This is a genomic window from Cellulophaga sp. F20128 (genome assembly GCF_023015805.1).
Classification (GTDB): Bacteria; Bacteroidota; Bacteroidia; order Flavobacteriales; family Flavobacteriaceae; genus Cellulophaga.
This window is the reverse complement of the sequence record NZ_JALKBA010000015.1, coordinates 59,197-73,556: the sequence shown is the minus strand read 5'-3', so window position 1 is coordinate 73,556 and position 14,360 is coordinate 59,197. Positions and strand designations below refer to the sequence as shown.

The following is a 14,360-nucleotide window of genomic DNA, read 5'->3' as shown; positions in this document are numbered from 1 at the left end:
TTGAAGATTAAAAGTAACAAATTCAATTCGTATATTGTTTCAAAAATTTATTATTTATAGCTGTAATGTTATATTTTTAGTAATTTTGAAGCCCTTAAAAACACAAAACAATGAGTAATATTCCAAGTGTTGATTTACAAGAGTTTTTATCAGACGACAAGACACAAAAACAAAAATTTATACAAGAAATTGGTAATGCGTTTGAAAACATAGGGTTTGTAGCGCTGAGTGGCCATTTTTTATCCGAAGCCTTAGTAGCGGACTTGTATGCAGAAATAAAGCAATTTTTTAATCAGCCTCAAGCACTTAAAGACAGTTACGAAATTGAAGGTATAGGCGGACAACGCGGGTATACTTCCTTTGGGAAGGAGCACGCCAAGGGGAAAAAAGAGGGCGATTTAAAGGAGTTCTGGCATTTTGGGCAGTATGTAGAAAACGATCCAAAATTGGAAGCGGAATACCCCGATAATGTTTTGGTTACCGAACAGCCTAATTTTAATGTGATTGGGAAAGAAACCTACAAAATGCTTGAAAAAACAGCAAAATATGTGTTAAGGGCACTGGCCTTACACCTTAATTTAGAGGAAACTTATTTTGATGATTATATTAAAAATGGGAATTCTATTTTAAGACCCATCCACTACCCTCCTATTACTAGCGAACCTAAAAATGCAGTACGTGCCGCAGCACATGGAGATATTAACCTGATTACCTTATTAATGGGAGCACACGGTAAAGGCTTGCAAGTAAAGAACAATAAAGGCGAGTGGGTAGATGCCATTGCACGCCCAGATCAATTAATGATTAATGTAGGCGATATGTTATCGCGCTTAACCAATAACAAATTGAAATCAACCATACATCAGGTGGTTAATCCGCCCAAAGAATTGTGGGGAACTTCGCGTTATTCCATTCCGTTTTTCATGCATCCTATTAGTGAAATGCCCCTAAATTGTTTAGACAATTGTGTAAATGCCGAACACCCCAAACAATTTGAAGATATTACGGCAGGTGAATTTTTACACGAGCGACTTATAGAATTGGGATTAATAAAAAAGTAAGGGGACCTATGGATTTACAAGATCAGCTTAAAAATCTATTTCCAGATCATAAAGAATCGGAAGATAATGAAGCTAAAAAAGTAGAAAAAAGTAAAATTTGGATCCAAGATGATCCTATCATCTGTAAATATGAAAAGCGAAAAGGCAAGCCAATTACAATTTTAGAAGGCTATACAGGAGCCACTTCAGATTTTAAATTATTGGCAAAAGAATTAAAGACCAAGCTTAGTGTTGGCGGTAGTTTTAAGAATGATGCTATCATTATTCAAGGAGATTTTAGAGATCAAATAATGGCTATTTTACAAGAAAAAGGGTTTCATGTGAAGCGCGTTGGCGGTTAAAATTGTTAAAAATATTTTTATTCCTTAGATAAAAATGTACATTTATGAGTTCAATTCTGAACATTATTATTTGATCACTATTATGAGTTCCATCTTACACATAACCAACGGAGATAGCTTTACAAATAGACTTAGATCGTTACCAATTAAAGGAGAAATCATCACCTGGCGTGAAATGTTATGCGAAGGCAAAACATTAAATAACGTGGGTAGTGAGAATTTCTGGAAAACTCGGTTCGATTTTTTAAGTAAAAACTACAAAGTCTCCAAATCGAAATTTATTGAACGAACCTTAAAAGAATATCGTTCGTTGTGCAATCACAAACAACAAGACCAAATTGTATTGTGGTTTGAGTATGATTTGTTTTGTCAAATTAATATGCTGGCTGTTGTAAGCTGGTTAAAAATGCACCGGAGGTATGCGGAAATATCGATCGTTTGCAGTGGAAAAGTTGAAGGGCAACAAAAAATGTTCGGCCTCAATGAACTAACCGAAGATCAGTTGCTGAACTTGTATGAAAACAAAACCAGTTTGCGCCAAGATGATATTGAATATGCCGATTATATTTGGCAATTGTATTGCAGTGACAACCCAATAAGACTAGAAAATTTAACGGATTTTGACAAGTATAGATTTCCGTATTTAAAACAAGCCATTGGTGCACATATTAAACGTTTTCCTTCCATTAAGAATGGGTTAAACGTTGTTGAAAACAACCTTTTACATGTTGCCAACTCCCAAAAACCAAAAACGAAGAGTCAGCTTGTAGAAAAAGTACTTGCCGATGATAATACGTACGGTTTTGGCGATATTCAATACGAAAAAATAATTACGTCCTTAAAACCATTGTTTGGTTCATTTAATCCTGTACGCCTCACCAAAAAGGGAAAGGAAATTTTAGACCAACAAACAAGTTATTATTCTTGTATTCAGGACAATGATGTCTATTTAGGAGGTGCCTTAAAATACAATTATTTGTACAATGGTTCAACCAATAGAATACTGAAATTATAATATGCAGTTAGAGCCATCGGAGCTTATTTTAAATGCTGACAACAGTATTTATCACCTTAATATTTTACCGGAAGACATTGCACCTACGATTATTACTGTGGGTGACCCTGATCGTGTTGCTGCTGTTTCTAAGTATTTCGATACGGTTGAGCTAAAAAAAGGAAAAAGAGAATTTATTACCCATACCGGTTTTTTAAACGGGAAACGCATTAGCGTAATTTCTACAGGCATTGGTACAGACAATATTGATATTGTACTCAATGAACTAGATGCCTTGGTCAATATTGATTTTGGTACAAGAACCATCAGAGCAGAAAAAACAAGCTTAGATATTGTACGAATTGGAACCTCCGGCGCTATACAAGGGGATATTCCAATCAATTCCTTCTTACTCAGTGAAAAGGCCATCGGTTTTGACAGCCTATTGCAATTTTACGACAGCAAACACATTCAGGATGCTGCCCTTCAAAAAGCTTTTGTAAACCACACAGAATGGTCTAAAGACAAGTCTGAACCTTATGTTGTTGGGTGTGATGCAGCTCTGGCAAAGCAGTTGATGTCCCATAGCATGCAAAAGGGGTTTACTGCCACCAATGTTGGTTTTTACGGGCCACAAGGCAGAATATTACGTCTGAAAACCCAGGATGAACATCTAAATGAGAAATTGAGCTCCTTTAATTATAATGGATTAAAAATTACGAATTTAGAAATGGAAACTTCCGGCATTTATGGTTTGTCACAATTACTTGGACATAAAGCGGTTTCCTTAAATGCTATTTTAGCCAATAGGAAAACGGGCGAATTTTCTACCACACCATCAGAAACGATGGATGCACTTATACAATATACACTTACTAAACTGACCTAATATTTTGAAAAAAGTTTCTATCATAGGCGTTCCTGAACATTTTAATCTTCCTTGGCATTTGGCCATCGAAGAAAATGCTTTTAAAGACAGAGGTATCGATTTGCAATGGACAGATATTCCGGAAGGCACAGGAAAAATGTGTCAACTATTAGCAGATGAAGAAACCGATCTTGCCATCATCCTTACAGAAGGTTTGATAAAGAGTATTACGGCGGGTACAAAAGCCAAAATAGTCCAAGAATATATTGCCACTCCCCTTTTGTGGGGAATTCATGTGGGGGCAAAAAGCAATTATAAGACCGTTGCTGATCTAAAAAATACCAAAGCCGCCATAAGCAGGTTTGGTAGTGGTAGTCATTTAATGGCCTATGTGAATGCTCAAAATGAAGGCTGGGACACCAAAACCCTAGACTTTGTAGTCATTAATAATTTAGAAGGTGCTGTAGATGGATTAACTAAAGGCACGGCTGATTATTTTATGTGGGAACATTTTACCACCAAGCCCTTGGTTGATGATGGAACGTTTAGACGTGTTGGCGATTGCCCAACCCCTTGGCCTTGTTTTGTGATTGCTGCTACTGATAAATTTAGTGCAGAAAACCCAGGCGCTATACAACACATTCAAGATGTGATTAACCTGTATACCGAAGAATTTAAAAGTATTCCGAGTATTGATAGAACCCTGGCTAACAGGTATGAACAACAATTGGAAGACATCCAAGAATGGTTGTCTATTACCCGTTGGAGTCAGTCGCAATTACCCACAACAACTTTAGAAAAGGTACAAGATACTTTACTGTCGCTAGATTTAATAGATGTGAAATTAGAGGCTAAGGAAATTTTGTTGTAGTTGTTTTTTAGTTGATGGTTTATGGTTGATGGTTTATGGTTGTCAGTTCGAGTGTTTTTTGTGTAATAGAATGAAACAAAAAATGTATCGAGAACAGTTTAAAACTTAAAAGTCTGCACCTTATCTTTTTCATCAATGGAAAAAGAAAGAAGAATAGATTTAAGATTCTAAACGTTTGTCCATTACCTATTAATCCCTTCTACTTTTAGTAGTTAGAAGATAGCTGTTAGTTACAAGTGTCAGTTCAAGTACTATTAAAGAATGAAATAGTGTATCGAGAACCATTGTGACATTAAAAGCTTCTAGATAGAGTTAAAGAGGACCTACAAAACCTGAGCGTAAAACTTGAATTGAGGTTTCGTTAAAAATAATCCGTCTTGTGATGAATTCAAATGCAATTTGAAGAAGTTAGCGATTATTTAGAATCCGAAAGAAAAGTTTAGCGTTGGTTTTGTCAGTCTAGATTTTTTGTTTCTTTTTCATCAATGGAAAAAGAAAGAAGAATAGATTTAAGATTCTAAACGTTTGTCCATTACCTATTAATCCCTGCGACTTTTAGTAGTTAGAGGATAGCTGTTAGTTACAAGTGTCAGTTCAAGTACTATTAAAGAATGAAATAGTGTATCGAGAACCAGTGCAACATTAAAAACTTCTCGATACTAATTATTTCTCCGCTAGCGCTACAAAACAATTCACTCGAAGTGACATTGTTGGTAAATAGTTGATGGTTGATGGTTGATGGTTGTCAGTTCGAGTGTTTTTTGTGCCATAGAATGAAACAAAAAATGTATCGAGAACCATTGTACCATTAAAACTTCTCGATAGTTCTGCTGAGCTTGTCGAAGTACTAATTATTTCTCCGCTAACGCTACAAAACAATTCACTCGAAGTGACATTGTTGGTAAATAGTTGATGGTTGTTCACTTTCTACTTTTAGACTTTGGACTTATTTTTCACCACTTAATAGGATCTTTTCCCATACTGGTTAATATAGCATTAGTTCCACTAAAATGCTTGTTTCCAAACCAATACCCTCTATTAGCGCTTAAAGGAGAAGGATGCCCTGATGTTAACACATGATGCTTCGTGACATCTATTAATTTCGTTTTCTTTTTTGCAAATCCGCCCCAAAGCAAAAAAACAATCCCTTCTTTTTCATCTGAAATTTTTTGAATCACCGCATCCGTAAAGGTTTCCCATCCCTTTTTTTGATGGCTCCCCGCTTCATGTGCTCTAACCGTTAGGGTAGCATTCAGCAACAATACCCCTTGTTTGGCCCAACGTTCCAAATTGCCACTTTTAGGGTAGGGTACATTGATATCTGTAGCGATCTCTTTAAAAATATTAATCAATGAAGGGGGGTGTGGAATTGTATCCTGAACCGAAAAACACAAACCATTGGCTTGTTTGGGACCGTGATAGGGGTCTTGCCCTATAATCACCACCTTCGTGGAATCAAAGTTACTCCAATCAAAAGCAGCAAAGATTTCCTTTTCGGCAGGGTAACAAGTTGTTGTAGCATACTCTTGCTGTACAAAATCAGTTAACTCCTTAAAATAGGGCTGTTCTATTTCTGTTTGCAACTGCTTTTTCCAACTAGATTCTATCTGTTCCCCCATCGTTACTTTTACTTTGAACAACTAAAATAGTACTATCTTAAAGGATCTAAAAACATTCTAAGACCGAAATAAAATAAATTGTCAAAAACTACCAACAAGAATGAATTTTCTAAAACACTTTAAACTAGAACCAATTCTAACATAGCGGGAAATCTGTTTTAATTCTAACAATTTTAGTACTGGTTGTTTTAAGCGTTTCTGTGTATCTTTAGCGTTCCATAAAACCCCTATAATGACTAAAAAATATTACACATTAACACTCCTAATTTGTTTCGCTTTTACCAGTTGTACGGATAACAAAAAGACGATTCCAACAGAAAAACCCAATATTATTTTAATAATGGTGGATGATTTGGGATGGAATGATGTTGGCTTCAACGGAAATACTACGATAAAAACTCCAAATTTAGACGGCTTAGCTGCAGCCGGTGTTACTTTTAATCGGTTTTATTCAGCTTCACCAGTTTGTTCCCCCACAAGAGCTAGTGTCATGACCGGAAGGCACCCAAAGCGGACCAATATCAATAATGCCAACGACGGGCATTTGCGGGAAGGGGAGATTACAATCGCCGAAATCGTAAAAAAAGAAGGCTATGCAACAGCACATTTTGGAAAATGGCACCTTGGGACGCTTACCAAAAAAGAATTGGATGCCAACCGCGGCGGAAATCCCAAATTCGCAACTGATTTCACCATTCCAACCATGCACGGCTACGATTCTTTTTTTAGTACAGAATCTAAAGTACCCACCTTTGACCCTTTGGTGTATCCAAAAACTTTTGATGAAGGCGAAAGCAAACAATATGGTTGGAAAGCTGTAACTACGGGTGATAGTCAGTCTTATGGCACCTCCTATTGGATTGGCAACGAAATAAAAGAAACCGAAAATTTAAGCGGAAGCGACACCAAAATTATTATGGATAGAGTGCTTCCTTTTATTGATAAATCGGCCGACAATAAAACTCCTTTTTTCACAACCGTTTGGATCCATACGCCCCACTTACCCTTGGTTACCGATAGTATTCACAGGGCTATGTACGCCGATATGCCGCTAAAAGAGCAACTTTTATTTGGAGCAATTACCGAAATGGATGAGCAAATTGGGCGCTTGTGGCAACATTTGGAAGCAAAGGGATTGGATGAAAATACCATACTATGGTTTTGTAGTGATAATGGCCCTGAAAGAAATACCCCTGGTAGTGCCTTACCTTTTAGAGAGCGAAAACGCAGCTTGTATGAAGGTGGTATTCGCGTACCGGCATTTGTAGTTTGGAAAGACAAACTAAATGCAAATACACACACAGATTTCCCTGCTGTAACCAGTGATTACCTACCTACGGTACTTGATATTTTGAATTTACCAAAGCCCGATGACAGACCCTTAGATGGGGTAAGCCTATTACCTATCATACAAGAAAACAAATCGATACGAAATGCCCCAATCGGATTTGAGTATCAGCATCGGTTATCTTGGGTAAACGATACCTTTAAATTAATAAGTGTAGACAAGGGTGTTACTTTTGAATTGTACGATTTACTCAAAGACCCATCAGAAAAAAATAATATAGCGGCCGATAATAAAGCCATGGTTGAAAAACTTAAAAAGGAATTACAACAATGGATGGCTTCTGTAAAAAATAGCCAAAACGGAAACGATTACAACTAAAATACTTATGAAAACACGAATTCTATTTTTACTCTTAGCAGTTACAACCCTTATTTCTTGTTCCGAAAAAAAGGAAAGCCCTAAAAAACCAAACGTACTATTTATTTTGGTGGATGACTTGGGACTACACGATTTAGGTGTAACCGGAAGTACCTATTATGAAACACCCAATGTTGATCAATTGGCAAAAGAAGGTACTGTATTTACACAAGGGTATGCTGCAAGTAGAGTTTGTAGTCCGTCTAGAGCCAGTATTTTTACGGGGAAATTTACAGCCCGTCATAAAATAACCGACTGGATTGGTGCAGCATCTGGCGAGCAATGGCGTAAAACGAATCGGCATGATAAATTGTTACCTGCTGAATACATACACAACCTCCCCAAAGAAGATATTACTATGGCAGAAGCAATGAAAAGTGCGGGCTACACAACGTTTTTTGCTGGAAAATGGCATTTAGGGGGTGAAGATTCTTCTCCAGAACATCACGGTTTCGATTACAATATAGCAGGTTGGCATGCCGGTAGTCCCGCTGGAGGCTATTTCTCACCTTGGAAAAATCCCAAAATTGAAAATAAAAAAGATGGTGAAAACCTTTCCATGCGATTGGCCAATGAAACCGCAAGTTTTATTGAACAGCACAAAGATTCTACGTTCTTTGCTTTTCTTTCTTTTTATGCGGTGCATGGCCCCATACAAACCACTCAGGAAAAATGGGAAAAATATAGAAACAAAGCAGAGCAACAAGGGATTCCTGAAAACGGATTTGAAATGGAACGCGTTCTTCCTATTCGGACGGTACAAGACAACCCTATCTATGGTGGTTTGGTAGAATCTATGGATGATGCCGTGGGTGTGGTTTTAGCCAAACTAAAAGAATTGGGCTTGGATGATAATACCATAGTCGTTTTTACATCAGACAATGGTGGTGTTGCCTCTGGTGATGCTTATGCAACGTCTAACCTGCCCTTACGAGGCGGTAAAGGCTACCAATGGGAAGGCGGAATTCGGGAACCTTATTTTATAAAAGTGCCCGGAAATACAACTAAAACTATTGAATACCCAGCGATTGGGACCGACTTCTACCCTACGATCTTGGATTTAGCGGGGATTCCACTATTGCCAAACAATCATAAAGACGGAATTAGTTTAAAACCCCTTTTGGATGGTAAAACAATTGCAAACCGACCCCTGTTTTGGCATTATCCTCATTATGGGAATCAAGGTGGTGAGCCATCTTCTATGATTCTAAAAGACAATTTTAAGTTGATTCATTATTATGAAGATGATCGCAATGAATTGTATAATTTAAAAGAAGACCCTTCAGAACAAACTAATATTGCTGCTGCTAACGAGGAAAAAACAAAGGCATTGGCTACAGAATTACAAGAATGGCTTACAAGTGTAAATGCTAATATGGCCATGCATGACACTGAATACGACGCAGAAAAAGATAGTTTACGGGATATAAACATAAGAACCAAACAATTACCATATCGGGAAGCAGAGCGTAAAAAGGTTTTGGATAAAGACTTTACCCCAAATAAAGATTGGTGGAAAAGTAAGGTGACTGTAGATTAATTTATAAGAAAATACTAGACTTAAGATGTAGCAGTACTTCGTTCTCTTCTTAAGTCTAGTATTTAATTTATTTTATTCTAAAATAGCTAAACTTCTTTCTATTCCACTGTCAATGGAATTAATGAAATCTGGTGAACTCAAAAAAGGAATTTCATTTTCTTCTTGTACAGGACCAATTCCGATCCCTTCAAATACGTTTCCAGCATTATCAGCATAAATTTGGTTCGATAAACCAATAAAAGTTCCATTCGGTAATCGATGCGTTAAAATTTCTGAAAAGGCCCCGTTTGTATTTTGCCCAACAATGGTAACATTTGGCAAATCTTTTAAACATAACACAAAAATTTCGGCTGCACTGGCCGTAACTGGACTTGTCAGCAGTACAATATCTCCTGTGAATTGATAATCCCCTTTGGGTACTAATGAAATGGTTTGTTTGTCCGTAAAACCATTTTTAATTTTTGCTTTTTTTGTAAAGACATTTCTTGTACTAGTAACAAATCGAGATGCAATTTCTAAGGATACACCGTCATGACCACCAGTATTAAATCGTAAGTCAATAACCAATTTATCTACATTGGCGGCGGCAACATCTTGCATTATCTCTGTCATTAAATCATCTACCGTAGATAATTCTTTGTCAATAGCAGCATAGCCTTCCATAGAAATTACATTAAAATAACCAACATCCTCAGTGAGTAACCCCCAAACCATATTTCCATTACTATCACTATTGGTGGCGTTGTTTAAATAGGTCGAATTTATAAATGAAATCCGTTGATTTAATATTGAAATAAGCGCATCAGTAGTTTCAATATGATCATTTGGGGATAAATTTGAGTTTATAATTTCTAACAAATGAGCTCTGTTAGAATTGATATCCAAATCCTCATTAACAATACTAACATGACCATCTTGTAAAGGTAGAATCATACGTTCCAATACATCGTACAAAGTATTTGGATTTACTGTTGTTTTTAGAGCAAGCTTATCCTGCCAATTCACATTTCGCAACTCAAAAAAGGCGTAATAGTCATTAAAAATATCCCAGAAATATTGAAAGTTAACTTCAGGGTCATTTGTTTGCGCCAACATATTGAGATCACAATATTCATCCACATTTATTAACCTATTAAAATTGATATTTCCCGCAAGTAATTCTGAAGAACCTATAAGCTGGTCTCCAAATTCATTGAAAGCTATGCCAGCATAATTTTCTGACCTTAGGTCATTATCAATTAAAACACATCCTGAAGTTGAAGTGCCATAGAGTTTATAATTATTACCTCTTCTTTCTAAGACATATCCTTTTTCTGGGGTATACCAAAAGTCAGTTGTTTCAATAGACATATCATCATCATCTGAACAACTAAATAGAAAAAGGATAGCAAAAACAAATAAGAGTATGAATCTAAGGAAATAATTTAATTTAAGAAATGACATATTTTTAAGTTTTAATTTTATTCAAAACTAGTAGTCATTCTTTCATAAGCAGTTTCATTTTGTTAGAACTGTAGAAATTAGCACTTATTCTTGTTGGTTTTTAAACTCTTTAGGAGTCATTCCCGTAATTTTTTTAAACACATTATAAAATGTTGTTTTAGATGAAAATCCAGCTTCTAATCCAATGGATTCAATATTGTATTTGTCAAAAGTTTTATCGAGAAGCATAGTTTTTACTTCGTTTACCCGGAATTGATTTACATAGCCCGAAAAATTTTCATCAATGTGAGCATTGATCAACTGTGAAAGATACCCTGCACTAATCTCTAACTTTTCGGCTACAGATTCTCGTGTAATATTAGGGTCTCTATAGATATGACCTTCTTTAAAAAGATTTTCGAACTTTAGAAAATGAGGATTTTTAGATACAGGATTTGAAGTATTGGTTATAACTAAATTTTGAACATTCAATAGCTTCGTAATCTCTTCCGCTTCTGCATACAATCTGGACTTGTAAATGGCATTGTACGAAATCCAATACAGAAAAAAGGATAATCCAGTAAACAATATATTTATATAAACACTAGAGTCATTACCTTGAGAATAATGCTCTACAAAATCAAGCAATATCCATAAAACAACCAAAACAAAAATAACAGCCCATAATCGCCATAACCATGTGATTCTAATTTGATTTTTATCATTTTTTAAGATGAAGAATAACCAGATCAACATTAGAAAATTAAACATATAAACAAAAGAATTTTCAATTGAAAACAGACTAGCTTTAATGTAAACTGCTATTGGATTCTTTAGGCTAAATAATTCAAAATCCCTTTCTAAATTATTAAAAAGGTTTAAGGCAATCGAAAAAATGAAAGGGAGATATAGGAATTTAGTTTCTTTGGTTTTGCTTAGATTGTGCTTGGTAGCTTTAATTATATAAACAAAAATAAAAACAGGAAACAGGAAAATCCATTCTATATCGTAAAAAATAGTTAGTAAGTCGTATTCGTCGTAAAAACCCATTTCTTTTAACAAGCCATTCAACATTATAAAAGAAATAACCCAGACCGCATACCCAAGATATTTATTTGTTTTACTCGTTAAGGTTGCTTTAAAAACCAATAAGGCTCCAAAAACAAACCCAAGAATAATATTGAGTAGAAAAAGCAATTCCATTAAAAGGTTTTCAATCAGGGGTTAGTATTCAATTAATCGGACATAGGTAAAACTTAGGCTAATTTACAGTTATTTTAAGCAATCCCAAATGCATCAAAATCCTATTCCAATTTTCAACTCTTATCTGTACCTTTGCCAAGCTTAAAAATAGACAATGCTTAAAATTCATTCCAAGACCCTACAAGATTTAGAATTCCATACCGTTTTGGAACATTTAAACCTACGTTGTAGCACAGAATTAGGAAAAGAATTGGTATTGGAACTCATGCCTTATGAAACCAAAGAAGAAATTCTAGACAGTTTGGGGCGTACCCATGAGTATGTTGCTTCTTTTGATAATGATAATCGGATTCCCAATCACGGGTTTGATACCATTACCAAAGAGATTCATTTGTTAAAAATAGAAAATGCAACCTTAGAAATTGCTGGTTTTCGTAAAATAGGAAGCATTTGTAATACGGTTGTGGTACATACCAAATTCTTTAAAAAATTTAAGGAGTATTACCCCCTACTTTATAACAATTCAGAAAATTTAACGGTATTATCAGAAATCCCAACGGCTATAGATGCAATCATAGATAAGTTTGGTGACGTACGCGATAAGGCATCCACAGCATTATTTAGCATCCGTAGAGACATCAATGCCGTAAAAGGTAAAATTAACTCTAGTTTTTTATCCGCCTTAAACACTTATAATTCGGCCGACTACTTAGATGAAATACGAGAATCTGTCGTAGAAAACAGGCGAGTATTGGCCGTAAAAGCCATGCATCGAAAAAAGGTAAAAGGGGCTGTTATGGGTACTTCTAAAACCGGAAGTATTGTCTATATAGAACCTGAAGCCACCCTACGTTATAGTAGAGACCTTAACAACTTAGAGTTTGATGAAAAGGAAGAGGTACAACGTATTTTAAAGGAGCTTACCGCTGCCATCCGGCCTTTTGGCTATATCTTGGTAGACTACCAAAATTATTTAACGCAGATGGATATTACCGCTGCCAAAGCCAAATATGCGCAGGACACCAAATCTATCCTACCAAAGATTAGTGAAGAAAGAGTGATGCATTTGCGTGATGCCTATCACCCACTCTTATACATTTCGAATACAAGAAAGAACGAAAAAACCTGGCCACAAACCATAACCTTGGAACAAGAGAACAGAATTATTGTGATTTCTGGTCCCAATGCCGGTGGAAAAAGTATCACCCTGAAAACCATTGGACTCTTACAGGTAATGCTACAAAGTGGTTTGTTAATTCCGGTGCACGAACGCAGTACGGTTTGCTTGTTTGAAAAAATACTAACGGATATTGGAGACAATCAATCCATTGAAAATCATTTAAGTACCTATAGTTACCGACTCAAGAACATGAACTATTTTTTAAAGAAGTGTAACGATAAAACACTTTTTTTAATTGATGAATTCGGTACCGGTAGTGATCCTGAATTGGGTGGTGCTTTGGCCGAGGCTTTTTTAGAAGTTTTTTACGAACGTGGTGCCTATGGTGTTATTACTACGCACTATGCCAACCTAAAATTATTGGCGAACGAATTGCCCTATGCTACCAATGCCAATATGTTGTTCGATTCAAAAAGCCTAGAACCTACCTTTAAATTGATGTTGGGCCAGGCTGGTAGTTCCTTTACCTTTGAAGTAGCCCAGAAAAATGGGATTCCCTATAGCTTAATCAATAAGGCTAAGAAAAAGATTGAAGGTGGTAAAGTTCGTTTTGATGCCACCATTGCGAAAATGCAAAAGGAACGCAGTAAGATGGAAAAAACAGGCTCCAGATTGCAAGAAGAGGAATCCAAAGCCCGGGAAGAATCCAAACGTTTAGAAGATTTAAATAGTAAGGTCAAATCCAAGTTAGAGAATTACCAAGAATTGTACGACCACAATCAGCGGATGATTTATTTGGGGAATAAAGTAAATGATGCTGCCGAAAAGTATTTTCAAGATACTAAAAAAAGGATCTTAGTCTCCGAATTACTGCGTATTGTAGAAACAGAAAATAGCAAGCGTAAAAAGAAAACGGTTAAAGAGGTAAAAGCACAAAAAGTAAAGAAAAAACAAGTAGAACAGGAAGTTGCCAAAAAAGTAGAGGTTATTCGTGAAAAGAAAAAAGTAGAAAAGAAAAAAGCGATTGTCAAGGAAAAGCTAAAGCCCAAACCTATTTATAAGGTTGGCGACAGAGTACGACTAACCGATGGAAAGGCAGTAGGCACTATTGATTCCGTAGAGAAAAATAAAGTTGTCATTAATTATGGCCTTTTTACAACCAAGGCAAGTGTAGAGCAATTGGAATTAGTACAAGCAAAGAAATAATGGAAAAAGATAAAAAAATAATCCTGTTTGATGGGGTCTGCAATCTCTGTGATAATGCTGTGCAATTTATTATTAAGCACGATAAAAAAGACAGCTTTCGCTTTGCTACCTTACAAGGAGATACTGGTCAAAAATTTATTTCGGATCGCAATATAGATACAACACAAGTGGATTCCATTATCCTGATTGAACCAGGTGTTGCTTATTATACGAAAGCTGAGGCAGCCTTAAAAATTGGAAAACATTTTGGTGGAATTTGGCAGTTGTTATGGATCTTTGAACAACTACCCTCCTCTTTCAATGATTTTATATATGACTATATTGCCAAAAACCGATACAAATGGTACGGTAAAAAGGAAGCGTGTATGATTCCTACTCCAGAGCTGAAAGCAAAATTTTTAGACTAGGGA

The 14,360-nt window shown here is 35.9% G+C and carries 12 protein-coding genes; 9 read left to right on the top strand and 3 right to left on the bottom strand.

Going from position 1 to position 14,360, the window contains the following annotated elements:
• Positions 1-110: 110 nt before the first annotated feature.
• The 5 genes from MWU65_RS13530 (at position 111) to MWU65_RS13510 (ending at position 4,135) form a co-directional block, all read left to right on the top strand.
• A complete protein-coding gene (locus MWU65_RS13530) occupies positions 111-1,061 on the top strand; it encodes a 2-oxoglutarate and iron-dependent oxygenase domain-containing protein (protein WP_247078708.1) in 951 nt (316 codons plus the stop codon).
• Between the two features lie 8 nt (positions 1,062-1,069).
• Complete coding sequence (locus MWU65_RS13525; RefSeq protein ID WP_247078706.1) at positions 1,070-1,402, top strand: translation initiation factor; 333 nt, start codon at positions 1,070-1,072, stop codon at positions 1,400-1,402.
• Between the two features lie 82 nt (positions 1,403-1,484).
• Positions 1,485-2,417 carry a DUF1835 domain-containing protein gene (locus MWU65_RS13520; protein ID WP_247078705.1) on the top strand — a complete coding sequence of 311 codons (933 nt, stop codon included), beginning with the start codon at positions 1,485-1,487 and terminating at the stop codon, positions 2,415-2,417.
• Position 2,418: 1 nt separating this feature from the next.
• On the top strand, positions 2,419-3,285 hold the full coding sequence (locus tag MWU65_RS13515) for a nucleoside phosphorylase (RefSeq protein ID WP_247078703.1): 867 nt from the start codon (positions 2,419-2,421) through the stop codon (positions 3,283-3,285).
• Positions 3,286-3,289: 4 nt separating this feature from the next.
• On the top strand, positions 3,290-4,135 hold the full coding sequence (locus MWU65_RS13510) for a substrate-binding domain-containing protein (RefSeq protein ID WP_247078701.1): 846 nt from the start codon (positions 3,290-3,292) through the stop codon (positions 4,133-4,135).
• A 953-nt stretch (positions 4,136-5,088) separates the two neighbouring features.
• Here MWU65_RS13510 and MWU65_RS13505 read toward each other — a convergent pair.
• Positions 5,089-5,754, bottom strand: coding sequence for a uracil-DNA glycosylase (locus MWU65_RS13505; RefSeq protein ID WP_247078698.1), 666 nt, complete (start codon positions 5,752-5,754; stop codon positions 5,089-5,091).
• Positions 5,755-5,986: 232 nt separating this feature from the next.
• Between MWU65_RS13505 and MWU65_RS13500 the strand changes: the two genes are divergently transcribed.
• Both MWU65_RS13500 and MWU65_RS13495 read left to right on the top strand, forming a co-directional pair.
• Positions 5,987-7,420 carry a sulfatase-like hydrolase/transferase gene (locus MWU65_RS13500; RefSeq protein ID WP_247078696.1) on the top strand — a complete coding sequence of 478 codons (1,434 nt, stop codon included), beginning with the start codon at positions 5,987-5,989 and terminating at the stop codon, positions 7,418-7,420.
• 7 nt (positions 7,421-7,427) lie between these two features.
• The gene (locus MWU65_RS13495; protein WP_247078694.1) at positions 7,428-8,999 is read left to right on the top strand and encodes a sulfatase; all 1,572 of its coding nucleotides are present in this window, start codon (positions 7,428-7,430) and stop codon (positions 8,997-8,999) included.
• 72 nt (positions 9,000-9,071) lie between these two features.
• On the opposite strand, the gene MWU65_RS13490 is transcribed toward MWU65_RS13495, so the two are convergent.
• Together MWU65_RS13490 and MWU65_RS13485 are read right to left on the bottom strand one after the other, a co-directional pair.
• Positions 9,072-10,442 (bottom strand): S41 family peptidase, encoded by a 1,371-nt coding sequence (locus MWU65_RS13490; protein ID WP_247078692.1) that lies wholly within the window; start codon positions 10,440-10,442, stop codon positions 9,072-9,074.
• An 84-nt stretch (positions 10,443-10,526) separates the two neighbouring features.
• Positions 10,527-11,624: a helix-turn-helix domain-containing protein gene (locus MWU65_RS13485; protein ID WP_247078690.1), complete on the bottom strand. Its 1,098-nt coding sequence runs from the start codon at positions 11,622-11,624 to the stop codon at positions 10,527-10,529.
• 154 nt (positions 11,625-11,778) lie between these two features.
• On the opposite strand from MWU65_RS13485, the gene MWU65_RS13480 reads away from it, so the two are divergent.
• Both MWU65_RS13480 and MWU65_RS13475 read left to right on the top strand, forming a co-directional pair.
• Positions 11,779-13,950, top strand: coding sequence for a DNA mismatch repair protein MutS (locus MWU65_RS13480; protein WP_247078688.1), 2,172 nt, complete (start codon positions 11,779-11,781; stop codon positions 13,948-13,950).
• Positions 13,950-14,357 carry a thiol-disulfide oxidoreductase DCC family protein gene (locus tag MWU65_RS13475; protein ID WP_247078686.1) on the top strand — a complete coding sequence of 136 codons (408 nt, stop codon included), beginning with the start codon at positions 13,950-13,952 and terminating at the stop codon, positions 14,355-14,357. The genes MWU65_RS13480 and MWU65_RS13475 overlap by 1 nt, the downstream gene beginning before the upstream one ends.
• Positions 14,358-14,360: the final 3 nt, after the last annotated feature.

Excerpts from the sequence above, each read along its gene's own strand:
- MWU65_RS13500 (WP_247078696.1), top strand. The coding sequence starts at position 5,987 with ATGACTAAAAAATATTACACATTAACACTCCTAATTTGTTTCGCTTTT.
- MWU65_RS13515 (WP_247078703.1), top strand. The coding sequence starts at position 2,419 with ATGCAGTTAGAGCCATCGGAGCTTATTTTAAATGCTGACAACAGTATT.
- MWU65_RS13530 (WP_247078708.1), top strand. The coding sequence starts at position 111 with ATGAGTAATATTCCAAGTGTTGATTTACAAGAGTTTTTATCAGACGAC.
- MWU65_RS13520 (WP_247078705.1), top strand. The coding sequence starts at position 1,485 with ATGAGTTCCATCTTACACATAACCAACGGAGATAGCTTTACAAATAGA.
- MWU65_RS13485 (WP_247078690.1), bottom strand. The coding sequence starts at position 11,624 with ATGGAATTGCTTTTTCTACTCAATATTATTCTTGGGTTTGTTTTTGGA.
- MWU65_RS13490 (WP_247078692.1), bottom strand. The coding sequence starts at position 10,442 with ATGTCATTTCTTAAATTAAATTATTTCCTTAGATTCATACTCTTATTT.
- MWU65_RS13495 (WP_247078694.1), top strand. The coding sequence starts at position 7,428 with ATGAAAACACGAATTCTATTTTTACTCTTAGCAGTTACAACCCTTATT.
- MWU65_RS13475 (WP_247078686.1), top strand. The coding sequence starts at position 13,950 with ATGGAAAAAGATAAAAAAATAATCCTGTTTGATGGGGTCTGCAATCTC.
- MWU65_RS13525 (WP_247078706.1), top strand. The coding sequence starts at position 1,070 with ATGGATTTACAAGATCAGCTTAAAAATCTATTTCCAGATCATAAAGAA.
- MWU65_RS13505 (WP_247078698.1), bottom strand. The coding sequence starts at position 5,754 with ATGGGGGAACAGATAGAATCTAGTTGGAAAAAGCAGTTGCAAACAGAA.
- MWU65_RS13480 (WP_247078688.1), top strand. The coding sequence starts at position 11,779 with ATGCTTAAAATTCATTCCAAGACCCTACAAGATTTAGAATTCCATACC.